The 19,383-nt window shown below is 67.9% G+C and carries 17 protein-coding genes; 8 read left to right on the top strand and 9 right to left on the bottom strand.

Annotated features, from left to right (window positions below; all coding sequences use genetic code 11):
• Positions 1 to 39 precede the first annotated feature (39 nt).
• From ACIPVB_RS06175 to ACIPVB_RS06150, 6 genes are all read left to right on the top strand, one after another.
• Positions 40 to 2,100 (top strand): hypothetical protein, encoded by a 2,061-nt coding sequence (locus ACIPVB_RS06175; protein WP_400367639.1) that lies wholly within the window; start codon positions 40 to 42, stop codon positions 2,098 to 2,100.
• 73 nt (positions 2,101 to 2,173) lie between these two features.
• Positions 2,174 to 3,466: a hypothetical protein gene (locus ACIPVB_RS06170; protein ID WP_400367638.1), complete on the top strand. Its 1,293-nt coding sequence runs from the start codon at positions 2,174 to 2,176 to the stop codon at positions 3,464 to 3,466.
• On the top strand, positions 3,463 to 4,596 hold the full coding sequence (locus ACIPVB_RS06165) for a glycosyltransferase family 4 protein (protein ID WP_400367637.1): 1,134 nt from the start codon (positions 3,463 to 3,465) through the stop codon (positions 4,594 to 4,596). The genes ACIPVB_RS06170 and ACIPVB_RS06165 overlap by 4 nt, the downstream gene beginning before the upstream one ends.
• A 71-nt stretch (positions 4,597 to 4,667) precedes the next feature.
• Positions 4,668 to 6,626 carry a DUF6541 family protein gene (locus tag ACIPVB_RS06160; protein ID WP_400367636.1) on the top strand — a complete coding sequence of 653 codons (1,959 nt, stop codon included), beginning with the start codon at positions 4,668 to 4,670 and terminating at the stop codon, positions 6,624 to 6,626.
• An 87-nt stretch (positions 6,627 to 6,713) separates the two neighbouring features.
• Positions 6,714 to 7,583, top strand: a complete 870-nt coding sequence (locus ACIPVB_RS06155; RefSeq protein ID WP_400367635.1) for an ABC transporter permease — start codon at positions 6,714 to 6,716, stop codon at positions 7,581 to 7,583.
• Entirely contained in the window at positions 7,567 to 8,307 is a 741-nt protein-coding gene (locus tag ACIPVB_RS06150; protein WP_400367634.1) for an ABC transporter ATP-binding protein, read from the top strand. Before ACIPVB_RS06155 ends, ACIPVB_RS06150 begins: the two co-directional genes overlap by 17 nt.
• Positions 8,308 to 8,351: 44 nt before the next feature.
• Here ACIPVB_RS06150 and ACIPVB_RS06145 read toward each other — a convergent pair whose 3' ends face one another.
• The 6 genes from ACIPVB_RS06145 to ACIPVB_RS06120 all read right to left on the bottom strand — a co-directional run bounded on the left by ACIPVB_RS06145 (position 8,352) and on the right by ACIPVB_RS06120 (position 14,142).
• Positions 8,352 to 9,455 (bottom strand): glycosyl transferase, encoded by a 1,104-nt coding sequence (locus tag ACIPVB_RS06145; protein WP_400367633.1) that lies wholly within the window; start codon positions 9,453 to 9,455, stop codon positions 8,352 to 8,354.
• Positions 9,452 to 10,915, bottom strand: coding sequence for an LCP family protein (locus ACIPVB_RS06140; RefSeq protein ID WP_400367632.1), 1,464 nt, complete (start codon positions 10,913 to 10,915; stop codon positions 9,452 to 9,454). Before ACIPVB_RS06140 ends, ACIPVB_RS06145 begins: the two co-directional genes overlap by 4 nt.
• Complete coding sequence (purE, locus tag ACIPVB_RS06135; RefSeq protein ID WP_400368192.1) at positions 10,912 to 11,379, bottom strand: 5-(carboxyamino)imidazole ribonucleotide mutase; 468 nt, start codon at positions 11,377 to 11,379, stop codon at positions 10,912 to 10,914. Before purE ends, ACIPVB_RS06140 begins: the two co-directional genes overlap by 4 nt.
• 107 nt (positions 11,380 to 11,486) lie before the next feature.
• Positions 11,487 to 12,620, bottom strand: a complete 1,134-nt coding sequence (locus tag ACIPVB_RS06130; RefSeq protein WP_400367631.1) for a 5-(carboxyamino)imidazole ribonucleotide synthase — start codon at positions 12,618 to 12,620, stop codon at positions 11,487 to 11,489.
• A gap of 120 nt (positions 12,621 to 12,740) precedes the next feature.
• Positions 12,741 to 13,298 (bottom strand): PH domain-containing protein, encoded by a 558-nt coding sequence (locus ACIPVB_RS06125; protein WP_400367630.1) that lies wholly within the window; start codon positions 13,296 to 13,298, stop codon positions 12,741 to 12,743.
• A 61-nt stretch (positions 13,299 to 13,359) separates the two neighbouring features.
• On the bottom strand, positions 13,360 to 14,142 hold the full coding sequence (locus ACIPVB_RS06120; RefSeq protein WP_400367629.1) for a biotin--[acetyl-CoA-carboxylase] ligase: 783 nt from the start codon (positions 14,140 to 14,142) through the stop codon (positions 13,360 to 13,362).
• A gap of 156 nt (positions 14,143 to 14,298) precedes the next feature.
• On the opposite strand from ACIPVB_RS06120, the gene ACIPVB_RS06115 reads away from it, so the two are divergent.
• Together ACIPVB_RS06115 and ACIPVB_RS06110 are read left to right on the top strand one after the other, a co-directional pair.
• Positions 14,299 to 15,888 carry an acyl-CoA carboxylase subunit beta gene (locus ACIPVB_RS06115; protein WP_400367628.1) on the top strand — a complete coding sequence of 530 codons (1,590 nt, stop codon included), beginning with the start codon at positions 14,299 to 14,301 and terminating at the stop codon, positions 15,886 to 15,888.
• The gene (locus tag ACIPVB_RS06110; RefSeq protein ID WP_400367627.1) at positions 15,885 to 16,121 is read left to right on the top strand and encodes an acyl-CoA carboxylase subunit epsilon; all 237 of its coding nucleotides are present in this window, start codon (positions 15,885 to 15,887) and stop codon (positions 16,119 to 16,121) included. The genes ACIPVB_RS06115 and ACIPVB_RS06110 overlap by 4 nt, the downstream gene beginning before the upstream one ends.
• 283 nt (positions 16,122 to 16,404) lie before the next feature.
• Here the strand turns inward: ACIPVB_RS06110 and ACIPVB_RS06105 are convergent, their stop codons facing one another.
• From ACIPVB_RS06105 to ACIPVB_RS06095, 3 genes are read right to left on the bottom strand one after another with little or no spacing between them, the layout of a single operon-like run.
• Positions 16,405 to 17,439 (bottom strand): hypothetical protein, encoded by a 1,035-nt coding sequence (locus ACIPVB_RS06105; protein WP_400367626.1) that lies wholly within the window; start codon positions 17,437 to 17,439, stop codon positions 16,405 to 16,407.
• On the bottom strand, positions 17,436 to 18,692 hold the full coding sequence (locus ACIPVB_RS06100; RefSeq protein WP_400367625.1) for a sensor histidine kinase: 1,257 nt from the start codon (positions 18,690 to 18,692) through the stop codon (positions 17,436 to 17,438). The genes ACIPVB_RS06105 and ACIPVB_RS06100 overlap by 4 nt, the downstream gene beginning before the upstream one ends.
• Positions 18,685 to 19,353, bottom strand: coding sequence for a response regulator (locus tag ACIPVB_RS06095; RefSeq protein ID WP_400367624.1), 669 nt, complete (start codon positions 19,351 to 19,353; stop codon positions 18,685 to 18,687). The genes ACIPVB_RS06100 and ACIPVB_RS06095 overlap by 8 nt, the downstream gene beginning before the upstream one ends.
• Positions 19,354 to 19,383 lie beyond the last annotated feature (30 nt).

Genomic DNA, 19,383 nt, shown 5'->3' with positions numbered 1-19,383 from the left:
CCATTGGCCTCAGCTGCCACATAGGTCACAATGGGCCCCGTGCATCCTGGGATCCTCGTGGCGCGTCGCCGCAACGCCGTCACTGCCGCTGCCACCGCGGTGGCTCTTGTCTTCGGCGTGTTCTTTCCGACTTCGCAGGCAGCTGCTTCGCTCCCAGTGAGCACGGCCTCCTCAGCGGTCATCGCCAGCGGCCCGGCCTACCTGGCGGCCGATCTATCGCAATTCCGTGCTGGCAACATCATCTCGAACGCAGTCTTCTACGACTCGTCGACGATGAGCGAAGGCCAGATTGACGCGTTCCTCCGGGCGCGGGTGGCAGCTTGCCAGTCGGGTTACACCTGCTTGAAGGATTTCCGTCAGACCACCACGACCCGAGCCGCAGACGCATACTGCGGTAAATATGAGGGTGCCGCCCAGGAGTCCTCGGCGCGCATCATCCAGAAAGTTGCGGCGGCTTGTGGCATCAACCCCCAGGTGCTCATCGTCACGCTACAGAAGGAACAGGGCCTCGTCACACACACCTGGCCCTCAGACTGGCGGTACACGAGTGCGATGGGGCAGGGATGCCCTGACACTGCAGCCTGCGACAGCAGGTACTACGGCTTCTTCAACCAGGTATACGGCGCGGCACGGCAGTTCAAACTGTACGGGCAGAGCTCGTACTTCACCTGGTATGCGCCCGGGAAGACCTGGAACGTGTTGTTCCATCCAAATCAATCCTGCGGCTCGTCACCGGTGTACATCGAGAATCAGGCGACGGCCAATCTCTATTACTACACGCCCTATCAGCCCAATGCTGCGGCGCTCCGCGCAGGGTACGGAGAGGGCGATGGGTGCTCCGCCTACGGCAACCGCAATTTCTTCAACTATTTCAATGATTGGTTCGGCTCGACTCAGAGCGCACCGATTCGTGACAGCTCCCTCGTGAAGTCGTCAGACGCAGACGAGATCTATCTTGTCGCTGGCACGACGCGACGTCATGTGCTCTCTCAGCTGGACCTCTCCGCTCTCTCCGTCCGCCTCGGCGGCGTCCAAGTGGTGCGCCCCTCACAGATCACCGCGCTCACGACTGCACCACCGGCGACACGGCTCGTGCGCGACGCCCGCGACGGGTCCATGTACCTCATCGAGGCCGATGGCTCCAAGCACCATTTCCAGTCGGCCGCGACCGTCAGGGGTTATGGCTTCTCGATGGATAACTATCTCAGCCTCCCCCCAGCCGTCATCGATTCGTACGGCACCGGTGCACCAGTAGGGGATGCTTTCCGCGCGGCCGATTCCCCCGATTATTACGTCTGGGCGGAAGGAGCCCGACACTGGGTGATGGACGGTCTTGCCTGGTCTCAAGACCCGGCATCCACAAGTGGATACGTAGCCGTCCTCGCCCCCGAAGCGGTAACACGTCTTCCCGTGGGTCTGCCTCGCCTGGGGGGCGGCACTCTCGTCGCGGAGAAGGGGCGTCCAGAGATCTACATTTCCGGCTACGGCGCCGAGATCGTGCATATCCCCTCATGGGCGATCGCAGCCGAGTTGGGCGTAGGCAATCTTCGCACCTTCCCCGCCGGTTCCCTCGATCCCTTTACTCGCGCAGCCGAATCGCTCGCACCCGTTGTCAGCTGCGGTGGGACATCTTTCCTGGTGGCGGGCGGCGGGCTCAATCAACTGACCGAGCGGTTGGGAACCCCCCTCGTCCTCACGGACGATCTGTGCCGCGCGCTACCCAAGACAGGTCGCACGGTGTCAACGCCGGTCTTCATCGGAACCTCGTCATCCCCTGATATCTTCGCCTTCGACGGTTCTGCACTTCGCCACATCCGGGACACAGACACGCTTCGCCGCCTTGCCGGGAACTCGCCGGTAGTAGTGACCCAGTGGTCTGCGGACATGACCGTCTCGGTCCCGCGGGCAGCCCCGCACCTGTCCGAGGGCACCTTGGTCAGCTTCGGGGATGATCGAATCTTCGTTTCAGAGAAGGGCATCATCCGGCACGTTCTCTCCTGGGCGACCGTGATTAGGCTTTCCCCCGACCCATCGCCGAAGATTGAACCTCTCCCGCTCGCTTACTACACCCAGTACGAGGAGGGAGAACCCCTACCCTGATGACCTGTCCGGGGTGTGATGCGCAGCGGCCGAGCCGTCGCGGGCGCGCCCACCCCGGCCGCCCGGAGGACGAATGCACGCTCACATCCGGCCGAGCGGTCCATCGAAAACCGCGCTTATCAAGCGCATCCTCGGGTTTTCGGCACTTCCCATCCTTGGCGGCATCCTGCCGCTCGTGGCCCTCAGCCTCATAGGCTTGAACGTCGCCTCGGATGTCGAATGGGTCGGTATGAACGTCGGCCTCAGCGTTGGTGGCATCGCGGGGGCCGTCGCCCTCGTAGGCTGGAATGTCCTCGGCACTCCCCTGATCGCCCTCGCGAAGCGCGATGAAGACCGTCGCAACCTCTACGCGCGGTCCTTCTACATTCGAGCTGCCGCGAGCATCACCCTCGCCGTGGTCGCCTCGCTCGTCAGCGCCCTGGTCGCGCCCGAGGCCGCACTTGCAAGCGCCGCGTTCGCGACGGCCGCAGCGCTGGGTGGGCTCACCATGAGCTGGTACGCCGTGGGTGTCGCCCGTCCCTCACTCATCCTGTGGTTCGACATCGTCCCTCGGGCGATGATGACGATCACGGGCGTCGGGTTGACTCTCTTGACCGGCTCGATCGTCTGGTACGCGGTCGGACTCGGCACCTCCGTCGTCCTCGGTGCCGTCGCGTTTCACGCGCACCTTCTCCGAAAGGCTCTGCCGCCATGGCCCGGATGGGGACAGATGAGACGAGATGTGAGGGAGATGCGCGCCGCTTGGGGAGTCGAAAGCGTCGGGAACAGCTTCGCCAACGCCCCCCTCCCGCTTGCAGGAATTTTTGGTTCCATCGCCTCCGCGGCGGGCTTCGCCTCGGCAGACAAGATCTATCGTTACGGCATAATGGGCGTCGCCGCCGTCGCGAATGCTTTGCAGGGGTGGGCACTAGAAGTGACCGGCGCGAGTCGTGCCCGTCGCAACATAATCTCCGTCCTCCTGATGTGCGTTGTGGCGCTGATTGGCCTTCTCGTTCTCGCCGTCGGCGGAACGTGGTTGTCCGCCTCGCTGTTCGGCGCAGATAAAGCCGGGGACGCCGGGACGTTGCTGTTCTACGGCATCGCCTTCTTCTGCGTGACGATGTCGACTCCGCTGATCCGCAATGTTCTCATTCCCGCGCGCCGCGATCGCGCCGTCTTCCGGGCGACGGTGGGCGCCGCGACCGTTGGCCTCGCGGCCATGACCTTGCTCGGGTCAATTCTGGGACCGCTTGGAGTAGCTATTGGCTTTGCCGCCAGCGAGGCTCTGATGCTAGTTGCCTGCGCCGCGCTCAGCGCGCGTGCGGGCCTGCGCGGATTACCCTCTGCCGGCCCACCCGTGATCGAAACGCCAAGGACCACGACATGACCATCCCGCAAGCGACCGGCCGCGTCCACATCGTCCTGCTCGGCGTCTCAGCGACCCCCATTGGGGGATACAAGGTCGCCTACGAGTACGCGAATGCGCTCGCGCGCCTGGGTACCCCTGTGACCGTCTGGCACTCGCACGCCCTCGTGGGCTTCCACGGATCCAAGTTTTCATGGTCTCGAGCCCTGCGCCCCGCTGTCGGGTGGTGGCTTCGCGGGGCCGGCGTGTTCTGGCGGAAGCACGGCGTCCCGTGGTTCAGGTTTGAGCCCCGGGTAGAAGTGCGTGCCACGGCCTGGCTCCCGCCCGTTCGGTCTCGGCAAGGCGATGCGATTCTCGCCACCGCCGTCGAAACGACCCCGTTCGTCGGTCGACTGGGTCACAAATCCGGGGCGCGAACAGCTGCGCTCATCCAGCATTTTGAGACGTGGGCTGAGGAGCGTTCTCACATTCTCCACGGGTGGTCGCAGGTTGATGAGCGCATCGTCATTGCGCCGTGGCTTCAGGACCTGTGCGACGAGGCAGGGATGTCATCCGTATACCTACCAAACGCTCTTGAGGTGCCCGCTTTTCCGCCCGGGCCCCTCCTCGAAGAGCGGCCCTTGCGGGTCCTCTCGCTCCTGTCGCCACACACCTACAAACGTCCGGATGTCGTCATGGCGGCCCTAACTGCGCTGATCGATGACAGAAGAGACGTCGAGGCTGTCGCTTTTGGACAGACCGCCCGCCCGGATCAGCTGGACGGGCGCATCCGCTACATCCAAGATCCCCCCCACGACACCCTGACGGAGCTGTATAGATCCTCTCGGGTGTACATGTGCGGAAGCGACGCCGAGGGGTGGCATCTGCCGCCTGCCGAAGCCAGTCTGTCCGGAGCGGCGGTCGTGTCGACAGACATCGGCGGAGTCCGCGCCTCGATGAGTGACGATGCACTGTACGCACCGCCGGGGGATCCGCAAGCCCTAGCAGAGCAGGTCATGGAGGCTCTCGATAATCCTGCTGCAGCGCAGGCTCGCGTCGACCGGGCACGCAAGCGGCTCGCCTCGACGAGTTACGAGGATAACGCGAAGCGTCTGCAAGGGGTGCTCTTCCCCGGGACATCCTCACCTCAGTGGCTCAGCACGCACCTGTAAGGTCGACGCGTTCGCGAAGCAGCCCCACGTAGGGCGCACGCGTCCGACCGGAGCACGAAGATGGAGAATTCATGAGTTGGTGGGAGTTCATCCCGTCTGTGCTGGCAGCGTTGGCGATCCTCTTCGTCCCGGGCATGCTGATGCTGCTGGCGTTGCGCGCACCGGCCGGCTCGATAGTGTTCATGGCCCCACTCATCTCGGTGGGGTCGATCGCTGTCGGCGCAGTTTTACTGGGACTGGTGGACATTCCATTCACTTTGGGAACCTTCGCGGGATTTCACGCTCTCGTGACGGGTGCCGCTGCCGTCATTCGGCTGGTCCTCCGCCGCGAACTAAAGTCCTTGCCGCGCGGACACGCCGCACAGATCCCTGCGGCGACTGTGGTCGCAGGAGCGATTGGAGCGGCAGCGGGCGCCCTCATCATCAGCCTGCAACTCATCCAGATCATGGGCCATCCGTTGTCAATCTCGCAGAGTTACGACAACATTTTCCACCTGAATGCCATCCGGTACATCTCCGACACCGGCGACGGCTCGAGCCTCACCCTCAACTCCCTAAGCACCGGGGCCACCGGCCTGAGCTTTTATCCCGCCGCATGGCACGATGCGACGGCGCTCGTCTTCTCGGCATTCCCTGGTTCCGTTCCCGCGGCCACCAACGCGATGACCTTCGCCGTCGCCGCCTTCGCGTGGCCGGCCTCCCTCGTGTTTTTGGCTGTGACATTGCGTCCGGCGGCACCCACCATCGCCGCGGCCACAGGGGCGCTCAGCTCATCCTTCGTCGCGTTCCCGGGCCTGATGCTCAAGTGGGGGATTCTTTACCCGAATCTCCTCGGGTACGCGCTCCTGCCAGCGTTCCTGGGCCTTATCGTCCTGTGGACTCGTGCGGTTTCGCGGGGCTCCCTATGGTCCGTTCTGTCGACGACGGCGGCTCTCGCGATCGGCACCGCCGCCCTTGGCCTCGCGCATCCGAACGCCGTGACGAGCGCCGCGGTGCTTTCCGCACCGCTTTTCGCTTGGCACGCCTGGATTGTCTTCCGCAACGGAACGGGCCGCGACCGGATTTTACGTACCCGGGGACTCACGTTGGCGATCGTCGCATGCATCGGAATATGGGCCATTGTGAGACCACCCGCATCGGCGAGCACGTGGCCAGAAAAGCTCCCCAGCGGGCAGGCCGTCGGCGAGTTTGTCGCCCACGCTTACGACGGCAACAGCATCGCCATCATCGTCTCGGTTCTCGTGCTGGTCGGCGTCGTAGTCGCTCTGCGTCAGCGCTCAAGCCGGTGGCTCGTGGTGATGTGGTTCTCGACGGGTTTTCTCTGGGTGGTCGTCGCGAGCCTGCACCCCGGTCTACTGCGGACCCTCATTACCGGCCCCTGGTATAACGACAGCTTCCGATTGGCTGCGCTGACCGCCATCCCGTCAGTTCTCCTTGCCGGGGTGGGGGCCGGCGCCCTCATTCAGAAGGCAGCGGCGTGGCCGCGACGGCTGCCGACAGCGCGCTTTACCCGCACGCCGTGGGCGGGGACCGCAGTTGTGATCGTGTTGGCGGCTATCGTCGCGGTGACCCCCGCGGCAAGGATGGCGACCAAGGCGGTCGCGCGTGAGTTCGAGGAGACACCCGACTCCCTTCTGATTACCACCGATGAGGCAGCGGTCCTCGCAAAGGTCGACGACTTCGTACCTGCGGACGGCGTAATCGCCGTTGATCCATGGGACGGCTCCGCCGTCGTCTACGCCCTCGAGGGTCGCCGGGTCACGCAGTTCCATACTCTTGGGTCGACCCTCCCCGCGTACGAAGCCATCCCACGGGCGTTGAACGAGGCGGACACGGATCCTCAGGTGTGCGAGCAGATCATCGACGGCAATGTCCGCTGGTATCTAGTCTTCGACGACACTCTTGGCATCGGAAACTGGGCTCGGGGTTCGTTCACCGGGTTTGAGGGAGTCGTAAGCAGCGGTCTCGTACAGCCGGTCTACACTGCCGGCGACGTAGGCCTCTACGAAATCACGGGATGCGATGGTTGAGGCATCTGTCACCGCCGACGACCGTTCCCCGCGTCGACGGTATCCTGAGACGATCTGCTCTCATTCGGGCAGCAATGGAAAGAACAAGTGGCAAGCCTGATTCCTGAACCCGTCGAACAATTCGCGCCCCCGGCGAGCGACAAGGGCCTCATCGAGGTCTTCCGCCGTCGCTACCTACTCTCGTTGATCGTGCGCAAAGAAGTGGGCATCCGCTACCGCGGCTCCGTCTTGGGCTGGCTGTGGTCGTATGTGAAACCCTTGATTCAGTTCCTGGTCTTCTTTATCGCGCTCGGCGTATTCCTCGGGCTCAACAGATCGATTGACTTCTACCCGATCTATCTCCTGTCGGGGATCACGGCGGTCACCTTCTTCAACGAAGCCTTCTCCAATGCGACACGGTCCCTCGTGGACAATGCCGCTCTCATCAAGAAGATCTACTTGCCCCGGGAGATGTTCCCTGTGGCGAGCATGTTAGTAGCGGCCGTCAACTCGCTGCCCCAGATCATCGTGGTCGTGGTCATCTCTCTGTTCTTCGGCTGGGCGCCGTCACCGCTGCAAGTCTCTGCGGTGCTATTGGGCTTCTTGCTCATCGCGCTCCTCGCGACCGGTCTGGGGCTGCTCTTCGGGGCAATCAACGTCACCTTTCGCGACGCGCAAAGCTTCGTGGAGATCATCGCCATGATGTCGGTGTGGGCGTCCCCCGTGATGTACCAGTGGCAAATGGTCCAGCGGGAAGTTCCGGAATGGCTTTTCAACCTCTATCGGCTCAACCCGCTGACGCCGGCCGTTGAGCTTTTCCATTTGGGTATCTGGTTCCCGTTGTCCCCGGAGGGGGCACAACAGCTTCCCGGCCTATGGGGCTTCACCGCAATTGCTCTGTGCGTTTCGATCGTGCTCGTCGTCACCGGGCAGATCGTCTTCCGTCATCTGGAGGGTCGCTTTGCCCAAGACCTTTGAGTCTCAGACGCCTCGCATTCTTCTTGAGGACGTTCGCAAGACATTCAAACTGCGCCACACACACTCCATCAAGGAGACGGTGGTCGCCGCCGCGCGACGGAAGCCGCTAACTTCGTCTTTCCATGCTTTAGACGGCGTATCGTTCTCGATCGCGTCGGGTGAATCCGTGGCGCTGCTCGGATTCAACGGCTCGGGCAAGTCCACATCGCTGAAAATGATCTCCGGTGTACTGCGCCCCGACACCGGTCGCGTGCTTACACGGGGCCGCATTGCCGGCCTCATCGAGGTCGGCGCGGGTTTCCACCCCGACCTCTCTGGCCGAGAGAACATCTACCTCAACGCTGCTATCCTCGGGATGAGCAAGAAAGAGACGGAGAACCGCTATGACGACATAGTCGCCTTTAGCGAGATTGAGCAGTTCATCGACACCGAGGTGAAGCATTACTCCTCGGGTATGTTCCTACGTCTGGCGTTCTCAGTGGCCATCCACACCGAAGTCGATATCCTGCTCATCGACGAGATTCTTTCGGTCGGTGACGAGCCATTCCAGCAAAAATGCCTCGCGCGCATCCGCGAGCTGCACGCCCAGGGCAAAACCCTCGTGGTCGTCAGCCACGATCTCGACATGGTCTCCGACCTCTGCGACCGCGGCATCCTGCTCCGCGACGGCAAGGTCGCCTTCGACGGTGACAGCAAGGAGGCCGTCGCGCTGATGCGCGCCTGACGCGCGGCGGTCCGCGACCGGCTATCCGACGGAATCGTCCCCCCTCACAGCTCCGCGTGCAGCGCCCACACGCGCTCGGCCGCAGCGCTCCACTGGAACCCCTTCGCCCGGTCCCCGGCGAGCACGCGCAGGCGCTCGGCATCCGTCCCCAGCGCCCGCGAGAGCGCGTCGCCCAGCTCGGACGCGGCCGCGAACACCGCGGCGTCGGCGAGCACCTCGTGGTGCACGGAGGTGTCGACGGCGGCGATGGGCACGCCGATCGCCAGGGCGTCGACGGCGCGCCAGGGCCAGTCGGTGCGCGCACACGACGCGACGAACGCCGCGGCGTGAGAGAGGACGGCGGCGCGATCCCAGCGGTCGAGCGAGCCCCGGCAGTGCACCCGGGATTCGGCCAGGCCGGCGGCCGCGGCGATGTCGAGCACGGCCGGCTCTTCACCCTCGGGCACGTCGAGCACCACGACGTCGCCGTCCCATCCGGCGGCGACGACTGCGGTGAAGCCGGCGAGCAGGCCGTCCGACTCCGCGGCGCTGCCGGCCAGAACGATCGACGTCGTCGGCAGATCGAGCGCGCGCAGGCGGCCCACGGCATCCGAGGGCACACGCAGACCCGCCGCGGGAGCACCGCTGATGACGCGCACCTTCTTGACCAGCTTGTTCTTCGCGACCTCGCCGAGGCGTTCGGCCATCGCGTGCGTGGGGACGATTACGGCATCCGCGTGTCGCGAGATGCGCGAGAGCAGGGCACGCGCGGCGAGCAGCTCGGGCTTGGTGAGCTCGTCCGGCGTCTCGAAGGCCCGCAGATCCCACAGGGTCGCGACGATCTGGTGCGTCTCGTTGACCCGGTCGTGCCGGACGAGGGGTGCGAGCGAGGTGGGCGAGTGGATGAGGCCCTTGCCGATGCCGGGGGCGACCCCCAGTTGCCAGGATGCCGCGACCTCGCGACGACGCATCGACAGCCGCGTCTCGGAGGTCAGCCCCGCCACGGCCTGGTCGTCGGGGATCCCGGGCGACGGCACGATCGCGGCGACGTCGCAGCCGCGCGGGGCGGTGGCGATCAGGGCGTCGGTGAGGGATGCCGAGGCCTCGGCCAGATCGCGAGAGGTCGGGGCGACGAGCTGGTCGAGGACGACACGCAGGGTCACGGTCACGAGGTCGGCGCCTCCGTCTCGGTGGGCGGGTGCAGTTTGTCGTTCACCATCTGCTTCACCTGGTCGTAGTCGGGGTCGAACTCGTCGACACCGCCCTCGGGCGTCAGCTCGAGGGTCTGCACGGGCTGATCCTTCGCCTGGAGCGCGAGGTTGACCAGGGTCGGCGCGATGAGCCCCTGGGGCAGGTCGGTCTCGACGATGTTCGTGCCGGCGGCCGCCACCTCTTGGAAGTGCGCGAGCACGTTCTGCGGCGTCGACTGGGCGAGGATCGCCTCTTGCAGCTCGCGCTGACGACGCATGCGGTCGAAGTCGCTCGTGGTGTAGCGCGAGCGGGCGTACCACTGGGCGGTGTCGCCGTCCATGTGCTGGGGGCCCGCTTCGATCCACCCGAAGGCCCAGTCGTCGACCGGCTGCCCGTCGTACTGCGGACCGCCCTTGGGAAGACGCTCCACCACGTTGATGTCGACACCGCCGAGCGCATCGACGACGTCGGCGAAGCCCTTCATGTCGATGAGCACGTAGTACGGGATCTGGATGCCCATGATCCCCTCCGCGGCATCCTTGGTCGCCTCGATGCCCGGCTCCGACCCCTGCGCCACCGCGTCGGGGTACAGCGCGTTGCCGTCCTGGCACACCTCGACCTCTGTGCGCAGCTGGTTGATGCCGCTGCCCCACCCGCAGGTGGCGTTGGCGTAGCCCTGATGCCCCTGGGGGTACGTGTCCTGCATCGGACCGGGCGCGAAGGGGAAGTGCGGCATGTCGCGGGGGATGCCGGTGATGGTCGTCGCCCCGGTGTCGGCGTTGATGGACACGACCGAGATGCTGTCGAAACGCATCGAATCACGGCCCTCGCCGGAGTCGGCGCCCAGCAGCAGGATGTTGTAGTACCCGTCCGACGGGGGCACCACGGGGGCGGACTCGCCGAAGAGGTCCGCGAACGCGTCGCGCGTGGTGCCGGCCGCCTGAGCGGCCCACGCCGCTCCCGAACCGGACAGCACGAGCAGCCCGACCGAGACGATCACCATGGCGATGCGCGAGATCGTCCCCACGCGCACCAACCGGACGAGACGCAGGGTGTCGATCGTCAGCACGATCCACAGCACCAGGTAGCCGATCAGGGCGATCTGCACGAGGGTGAGCGGCAGCGGCCGGAACCACGACAGGAACTCCGGGATGAACGATCCCGTCGCGACGGCGAACAGCACGCTCGGCGACAGCAGGGCCGCAGCTCCCGCGAGGATCAGCACGGTCCACATCGCCAGCGTCGCCCCGAGACCGAAGCGGCCGAGCCTGCGGCTGCCGGCGAGCACCTGCGCCGAACCGGGCAGGACGAAATTGAGCACGACGAGCCACCACCCGCGACGGGTCATGACGGCCGAAGACGTGGCATCCGGGTTTCGCAGCGGACGGGACTCCACCAGCGGCGCGTGCGCGCGCGGATGCGCGGCGGCGAGGGTCACAGGGACTCCTTCAGTCGCCGGTTCTTCTCTTCCACCTGACCCTCGAGGTCACGGGCGTAGGCCTCGACCTTCTCGGCCAGGGCGTCGTCGGCGCTGCCCAGAACGCGCGCCGCCAGCAGCCCCGCGTTCTTGGCGCCGTTGATCGACACCGTCGCGACGGGGATTCCGGCGGGCATCTGCACGATGCTCAGCAGCGAGTCGAGCCCGTCCAGCGTGGCCAGCTGCACCGGCACGCCGATGACCGGAAGAGCGGTGACGGATGCCAGCATCCCCGGCAGGTGCGCGGCTCCCCCGGCGCCCGCGATGATCACGCGCACACCGCGCGCCCGGGCCTCGCGCCCGTACCGCACGAGCTTGTCGGGGGTGCGGTGCGCCGACACCACCTCGACCTCGTGCGGGATGCCGAACTCCGTCAGCACCTGCGAGGCGTCGCTCATCACGCGCCAGTCGGAGTCGGAGCCCATGACGACGCCGACCACGGGCGTCTCGGAAGAATGCAGCGGCCGGGTCACCGGTCCAGGCTAGGGCGGCTCGCTGGAAGATCGCGGAGCGGCACGCTCACGGCGTCCGGTCAGTCGAAGAACGCCGCCGCCGCGCGCCCCTCGTAGACCACGTCGTCGAGGTCGTCCCCGACGACGTTGACGTGGCCCACCTTGCGACCCGGCCGCGGCGCTTTGCCGTAGGTGTGGATCTTGGCGGCGGGGTGCGCCTCCATGGCTCCGGCGAAACGCTCCTCGAGCGTGCCGTCGGCGGGACCGCCCAGCACGTTGATCATCACGGCCCAGGGGGCGACGGCATCCGTCGATCCGAGGGGCAGGTCGAGCACCGCACGCAGATGCTGCTCGAACTGGCTGGTGACCGCGCCGTCCTGGGTCCAGTGGCCGCTGTTGTGCGGGCGCATCGCGAGCTCGTTGATGAGGATGCGCTCATCCGAGGTCTCGAACAGCTCGACCGCGAGCATCCCGGTGACGCCGAGACCCTCGGCGACGGCCACGCCGATCTGCGCCGCGACGCGCTGCACACGCTGGTCGGCGCGCGGAGCGGGGGCGATGACCTCGGCACACACTCCCCCGCGCTGCACCGTCTCGACGACGGGATACGCGCGCACCTCGCCCGAGGGGCGGCGCGCGACCTGCTGCGCGAGCTCACGGGTGAAGTCCACGAGCTCTTCGACCAGCAGCGCCCCGCCGTTGGCGTCTTCGGCGAGCGCGGCGAACCAGTCGTCGGCCTCGGCCGCCGCCGACACGACCCGCACGCCCTTGCCGTCGTATCCGCCGCGCGGCGTCTTCACGACCGCGCGACCGCCGTGGGCGTCGAGGAAATCCTGCAGGGCCGCGGAGTCGGACACGGCGGCCCAGTCGGGCTGGGGCAGACCGAGCTCGGCCATCTTCGCGCGCATGACGAGCTTGTCCTGGGCGACGCCGAGCGGCGCCGGACCGGGGTGCACCGAGACGCCCGCGTCGACGAGTGCGTGCAGGACGTCCTGCGGGACGTGTTCGTGGTCAAAGGTGACGACGTCGACCTGGCGCGCGAAGGCGAGGACGGTCTCGGCGTCGCGATAGTCGCCGACCGCCGTCGCGGCGATCGCCGCCGACATGCCCTCCTCTTCGGCGAGGACGCGGATATCGACGCCGAGCTCCACGGCGGGTGCGATCATCATCCGCGCCAGCTGTCCGCCACCGACCACTCCGACTCGCAGCGCCATGCCGCTCCCTTCGTCGGCATCCATTCTGTCGGGGCCCGGGCGGGGGCGCGAGCCGGGCGGGACCGGAGCCCGCAGCGGCGAGGGAACGGGCCGGGTCGAGCCGCCCGCCCGCGGTCGGGGTCAGTACCCGCCGACCGCGCCCGAGCCGAAGGTCTGCGAATCGCGGTGCGCCAGGATCTGGTTGACCTCGACCTGGTCGACGAGGGTCTCGTGCACGAGCACCGCGTGGGGGATGTTCTTCATCCGCAGCGGCGGTTCGACGCCGTTCGACAACGTCAGCGAGCCGGCACCCCACAGACGCTGCAGGATGCCGCGCCGCATCTGGATCGCGTAGCCCCGCACGTGCGAGATCTCGCGCTGCGTCCCGCCGAACATGCCCGACCGCTCGATCACGCGGCGCGTCGTGATGGTCCAGGTGTGCGAGAGCCACACGAGGAACGGCACCACCACCAGCAGCAGCACGAGGGCCGCGGCCGCGCTCAGCAGCATCCAGTTCTCGTACGGCGCGGGCAGGTTGTCGTAGAAGAACGCCGTGGCCCCCGACACCGCGATGAGCACGAGCGCCGACCAGAACAGACGCCGGGCGTGCGCGCGGATCCGCGCGATCCGCAGCTCGGGCGCCGCCGACCCCGGCGCCGGCATGCGCGGGCGTCCGATCGAGCTCGACGGTTGGGTCACCCCTTCATTGTGCGGTGCGGATGCCGTGAGCGCGCCGATGCCACGCCCAGGCCCTCGCGGGTCAGCGCACGTGCACCACGTCGCCCGCCGACACGACGGTCTCGGTCGTGCCCGAGTCGACGACGAGGCGGCCGTCGCCGTCCAGGCGCACCGCCGTGCCGGCCAGGGTCGACCCGTCGGGCATCGACACGGTGACCTGGCGGCCGACGGTGGCGCACAGCTTCTCGACGTCGCGGTGCACCCGCTCGCCCTCGCCCCGCGCGAGCTGCGCGACCGCTTCGCCCAGGTGCTCGAGGTAGTCCGCGAGCAGCCGGTCGTCGTCGCCGTCCACCCCGATGGCGGCGAACGACGTCGCGGTCGTCACGGGCAGGTCGGCGCGGCTCATCCGCGTGTTGACGCCCGCCCCCACCACCACCGTGTCGAAGGTGCCAGGCACGGCCTCGGCCAGGATGCCGCAGATCTTCGCCCCGTCCACGAGCACGTCGTTCGGCCATTTCAGCTCGGCCTTTCCGCCGTGGCCGGCCAGCTGGCGGCGCACCGCCGTGGTCATCGCCGCGCCCGCCACGAGCGGGATCCATCCCCGCAGGGCGGTGGGGATGCCGGACGCGTCGACCACGACCGAGACGGCCAGCGCGGTGCCCGCGGGAGCGGTCCACGAGCGGTCGAGTCGGCCGCGCCCCGCCCGCTGATCGTCGGTGACGAGCAGCGACAGGTGCGGCCAGCCGGCGGGGTCGGCGATGACGGCGGCGATGACGTCGGCGTTTGTCGAGTCGGTCGTCTCGACGACCTGGACGCGGGGACTGTGGGCGGCGGCGCGGGGGTATCCGGCGGCGGGGATCGGCATGACCACACCCTAGGCATCCCGGCCGGGGTTGGCATCCACGTACCCGGCATGCGTCCGCCGAAGGGGCCTGGGATGGATGGATGCCACAGCACCCCCGGCCGTGGCTTGTGTGCACCCTCCAACGTCGGTGCCGGTGCGGTCGCTAGGGTGGAAAGCGTGACCGACCAGCCCGATCTCTTCACCACCGCCGGCAAGATCGCGGACCTGCGCAACAGGTTCCAAGAGGCGGTCGTGGATGCCGAAGCCACCGCCCGCGACAAGCAGCACGCGAAGGGCAAGCTCACCGCCCGCGAGCGCCTCGAGATGCTGGTCGACCCCGGTTCGTTCGTCGAGCTCGACGAGTTCGTGCGCCACCGCACCACCGCCTTCGGAATGGACAAGTCCCGCCCCTACGGCGACTCGGTCGTCACGGGCACCGGCACGATCCACGGCCGCACCGTCGCGGTGTACGCGCAGGACTTCTCGACCTTCGGCGGTTCGCTCGGCGAGGTCGCCGGCGACAAGATCATCAAGGTGATGGAGCTGGCGCTGCGCAGCGGCATCCCGATCATCGGCATCCTGGACTCGGGCGGCGCCCGCATCCAGGAGGGCGTCGTCGCCCTGGGCAAGTACGGCGAGATCTTCCGCCTCAACACCGCGGCGTCGGGCGTGATCCCGCAGATCTCGATCATCATGGGTCCCGCCGCCGGCGGCGCGGTGTACTCCCCCGCCCTCACCGACTTCGTCATCATGGTCGACAAGACCAGCCAGATGTTCGTCACCGGTCCCGACGTGATCAAGACCGTCACCGGCGAGGACGTCGGGATGGAAGAGCTCGGCGGCGCCCTCACCCACAACACCCGCTCGGGTGTCGCGCACTACCTCGCCGACGACGAGGACGACGCGATCGACTACGCCCGCGGACTCATCGGCTACCTGCCCGACAACAACCTGGCCGAGATCCCCGTCTACGACACCCCGTTCGAGTTCGAGACGACGGATGCCGATCGCTCGCTGAACACGATCATCCCCGACTCGCCGAACCAGCCGTACGACATCCACACCGTCATCGCGGGCATCGTCGACGCCGCGGAGTTCCTCGAGGTGCAGCCGCTGTTCGCCCCCAACATCGTGATCGGTTTCGGCCGCATCGAGGGACGCACCGTCGGCGTCATCGCGAATCAGCCCTCGCAGATGGCCGGCACGCTCAACATCGACGCGGGCGAGAAGGCCAGCCGCTTCGTGCGCTTCTGCGACGCGTTCTCGATCCCGATCGTGACCCTCGTCGACGTGCCGGGCTACCTTCCCGGCACCGACCAGGAGTGGACGGGCGTCATCCGCCGCGGCGCGAAGCTGCTGTACGCCTACGCCGAGGCCACCGTGCCGCTGGTCACGGTGATCCTGCGCAAGGCCTACGGCGGCGCGTACATCGTCATGGGCTCCAAGCAGCTGGGCGCCGACATCAACCTGGCCTGGCCCACCGCCGAGATCGCCGTCATGGGCGGTCAGGGCGCGGTCAACATCCTCTACCGCGGCGAGATCAAGCGGGCCGAAGAGGCCGGCGAAGACGTCGCCGCCGTGCGCACGCGCCTGGCCAACGAGTACACCTACAACGTGGCATCCCCGTTCCTGGCCGCGGAGCGCGGCGAGCTCGACGGGATCATCGAGCCCGCGCAGACGCGCGTCTCGATCGCCAAGGCCCTGCGCGCCCTGCGGAACAAGCGGGCCAGTCTGCCGGCCAAGAAGCACGGGAACATCCCCCTGTGAGCGACGGCACCGACGCCGCCGGCCTCCCGCCCGTCGTGGCGGAGGTCGTGCGCGGCACCCCCACGGCAGAAGAGCTGGCCGCGGCGATCGTCGTGGTCACCGAGGCGTACGCCCGCGAGGTGGCCGACGCGACCGTGCCCGACGTCGCTCCCCGCTCGCGGTGGGAGCTATCGGCGCGCGGCCTGCGCACCCCGCTGGACCGCGGCGCCGGCTGGCACGGCTTCACCGGCTGAACTGTCCCCCGAAATACCTACAGACGGGCCGCTCGCGGTGACGAATACTGGAGGAGCTGGAACGCATCGCGCGTTCGGTCGGACCGCTCCTTCGAGCCGGCTCCGGCCTCGCGGACGGTTTTCGGGTAACCGTCCGCCCGGGTGAGGGGTCGGCGAATACGCCGCCCCTCACCCCCACCTCCCCTGCGGCGGTAACGGTATTTGTCGACGGATCCCCCACCCCCCCTTGTCGATGAAGCCACCGGACCGCAGGGGTGGTGGGTCTGGGATGCCGAGAACCCGATCAGCGCGGACGGCGGATCTCGCGCCAGAGGTCGACGTTGTCGTCATCGCCCCCCGCGGCGTCGCCGGCGGAACGCCCCACGACGGTCACGGCGACCTCGTGATGGGGCGAGGTGCGGATGATCACGCGATCCGACCGCGACTCGCGCAGGATGCGCGCGAGCTCCGCGCGGATGCAGTCCAGGTCCGACACCGCCAGACCCTCGAGGCCCCCCTCGTCGAACAGACTGACGGCGGCGCCGCGGCGGCGAGCCGCGTCGATCTCGGCACGCACGCCGTCGTCGAGCAGCCGGGTGCCGCGCAGCTCGTCGCGCAGACTCGCTTCCGCTCGGCGCGCGGCCTGCTTGTCGGCCGCGCGCAGGTTGCCGCCGTTCTCGATCGTGCGGGCCAGGATCGGTCCCGCCGCCTGCAGCGCGCGCTGCACGTGGATCCGACGCTCACGCTGACGACCGCTCTGCGACGCCTGCCACGCCGACGCCGCCTGCTGCAGCTCGGCCAGTCGCTCGGCATCCCGCGCCGCACGATCGAGGGCGATCGTGACCAGCTGCGCCGCCGTCACCCAGACGAACGAGCCGACCAGTCCCAGGCTCAACGCCTGCAGGGGACCCAACCAGATCGAGGTCGACAGGGTCAGGATGCCCATCCCCACCCAGGCGACGACCGGGCGCCGGCGCACCATAACGATGGTCATGAGGGCGCCGATCGCGCCGATCACCCACGTCACGAAAGGCTGGGTGCGTCCCGACTCGGTGACCGCGAGGAACGGCGCATTGGAGACCACCACGGTGATCGACATCGCCAGCGCCACCCCCCAGGCGGGGAGCATCGCGGGCCGCGTGGTCGTCGCCTCGGCGCGCCGATCGCGCGCGCCGATCGCGAAGATCCACAACCACGTCACGGGCAGGTACAGCACGAGCGCCATCACGATCAGCCACCCGCGCTCGACGGTCTCGGGCGAGGTCCAGATCAGACCGCGCGCGGCGAGATAGGCCGTGAACGCCAGGCCGATGATGGACAGGATCGCGCGGACGGTCACCAGCGGTCACCGCTCTCCCACTCGAGGGTCACCGTCGTCCCACCGGCGTGGGAATCGATCTCGCTGCGACCGCCGACCGCCGCCAGACGCGCGTCGATCGAGCCGCGGATGCCGAGACGGTCGGGCGGGATCGCCGCGACGTCGAAACCGGGGCCGGTGTCGCGCACCCGGACGGCGACGCCCCCGGGCGCCGCGTGACCGGACAGCTGCACGGTCAATCCCTGCGCATCGGCATGCTGCACCGCGTTTGCCACGGCCTGCATCGCCGCGAGCACCAGGGCGCGCGCCACGCGCCCGGGGACGCGCGGGGTGCCCTCTTCGACGCGACGGATCACGCTCAGCTCGATCCCGAGTTCGCGCGCGGAGGTCTCGATGTCCTCGGCGAGCCGCGTCGCGGGGACGGGTTCGTCGCTGCCTTCCAGCGCGTCCTTCTCGGCGTTCGCCAGTCGGGTCAGGGCCTCTCGGGCCATGGTCACCGCCAGCGTCCGCTCACGCGGGGTCGTCGCGCGCTCCGCAGCGAGCAGCGCCCCCAGCACGCTGTCGTGCATGAGGGCCGCGACCGCGACGCGCTCGTGCTCCGTCGCCGCGGTCGCCGCGGCGGAGGCGTAGCTCGACACCGCCGAGGCGCGCGCCTGATCGACGTTCGCCGCGATCGAGCGGTACATCCACCCCAGCGTCACCAGGACGCTGCCGAGGATGAGCGCGAAAGAGACGTCCAGGGCGATCGGAACGATGAAATCAGCACGCCCGCCGACCTGGATCAGACGCACCACGCCGTACAACAGGGGCGTGGCGATGGTCCACGCCACCTGCAGCCAGAGGGGGAAGCCGACGATGGTCGCCACCGTGGCCACGTTGAGCAGATAGAAGATCCACGGGTTCTCGGTCGGGACGGGGGCTGCTCCCCCGGCCGTCGCGATGGGCCACACCGCCAGGGCGAGCAGGAACACCACGGCGAACACGCCCGAGAAGACGCGCGCGAAGCGCCCCAGCGAACACGCCACCACCATGGCGATGAGGGGGAGGAAGACCGCGACGACCAGGGGGACGTGCCACCCCTCGGCTTCGTCTCCGGGCCCGAACGCCGCCGCGAACGCCTGCGCGCCGAGCACCAGCGAGCCCGGACCGACGATCAGGGTGATGACGCGTTCGATGCGGGTCTGCGTGAAAGTCCCCTGCTCGGCCTGGACCTCGCGCGTGTGGGGGATGCGCCCCCAGGCTTCGTCGAGCACGGTCCGTTCGGTTTCAACCATGACCGGGAGCGTCATCGGGCGCGTCCTGCAGGATGCCGTCTTCCATCGCCCGTCGCAGCAGATCGACCTTGGTGGGTGCCGGGCGTCCGACCTCGACGTACTTCACCCGCACCCGCGTGATGTTCTCTTTCGCCGTCGAGTAGGCCACACCCAGACGGTCGGCCACCGCCTTCAACGGCAGGCCCGCCGCGTACAGGCGCAGCACCTCGCGCTCCCGCACCGACAGCTGGGCGTCCGCGAATTCGCGGTCGCCCTCGACGGCGCTGGCCCACTCGACGTTGTCGAGCAGCTCCCCGCGCGCGACGGTGCTGATGGCGCCGAGCACCTCGTGGGTCGGCGACGACTTGCTGACGATTCCGGCGGCTCCCGCGGCGAGCGCCTCGCGCACGGCGGCCGCACGATCGGCGACGCTGTGGATGATGACGCTCGAGCCGTCGCGGACGACCCGGTCGACGTTCTCGGACACGGTCGTGCCGTCGCCCAGCGTCAGGTCGAGGACGACGACGTCGGCGGGGGACGCCACGGCGCTCTTGCGCCACGACAGGTACGCGGCGACGTTCGCGCCCGAGAACACGACCTGGGTGGCCTCGGTGCGTGCGAGAGCGGCCTCCAACCCGAGCCGGACGGACTCATGGTCATCGATGAGGGCGACACGCGTCATCCCGTCATCGTATCGGCGCGGCGCGCCACC

This window comes from Microbacterium sp. NPDC090007 (genome assembly GCF_044748345.1).
Classification (GTDB): Bacteria; Actinomycetota; Actinomycetes; order Actinomycetales; family Microbacteriaceae; genus Microbacterium.
The sequence above is the reverse complement of the archived record's forward strand: the minus strand, read 5'-3'. Positions and strand labels throughout refer to the sequence as shown.

Excerpts from the sequence above, each read along its gene's own strand:
- purE (WP_400368192.1), bottom strand. The coding sequence starts at position 11,379 with ATGGGCTCCGACTCCGACTGGCGCGTGATGAGCGACGCCTCGCAGGTG.
- ACIPVB_RS06160 (WP_400367636.1), top strand. The coding sequence starts at position 4,668 with ATGAGTTGGTGGGAGTTCATCCCGTCTGTGCTGGCAGCGTTGGCGATC.
- ACIPVB_RS06170 (WP_400367638.1), top strand. The coding sequence starts at position 2,174 with ATGCACGCTCACATCCGGCCGAGCGGTCCATCGAAAACCGCGCTTATC.
- ACIPVB_RS06100 (WP_400367625.1), bottom strand. The coding sequence starts at position 18,692 with ATGGTTGAAACCGAACGGACCGTGCTCGACGAAGCCTGGGGGCGCATC.
- ACIPVB_RS06165 (WP_400367637.1), top strand. The coding sequence starts at position 3,463 with ATGACCATCCCGCAAGCGACCGGCCGCGTCCACATCGTCCTGCTCGGC.
- ACIPVB_RS06120 (WP_400367629.1), bottom strand. The coding sequence starts at position 14,142 with ATGCCGATCCCCGCCGCCGGATACCCCCGCGCCGCCGCCCACAGTCCC.
- ACIPVB_RS06095 (WP_400367624.1), bottom strand. The coding sequence starts at position 19,353 with ATGACGCGTGTCGCCCTCATCGATGACCATGAGTCCGTCCGGCTCGGG.
- ACIPVB_RS06130 (WP_400367631.1), bottom strand. The coding sequence starts at position 12,620 with ATGGCGCTGCGAGTCGGAGTGGTCGGTGGCGGACAGCTGGCGCGGATG.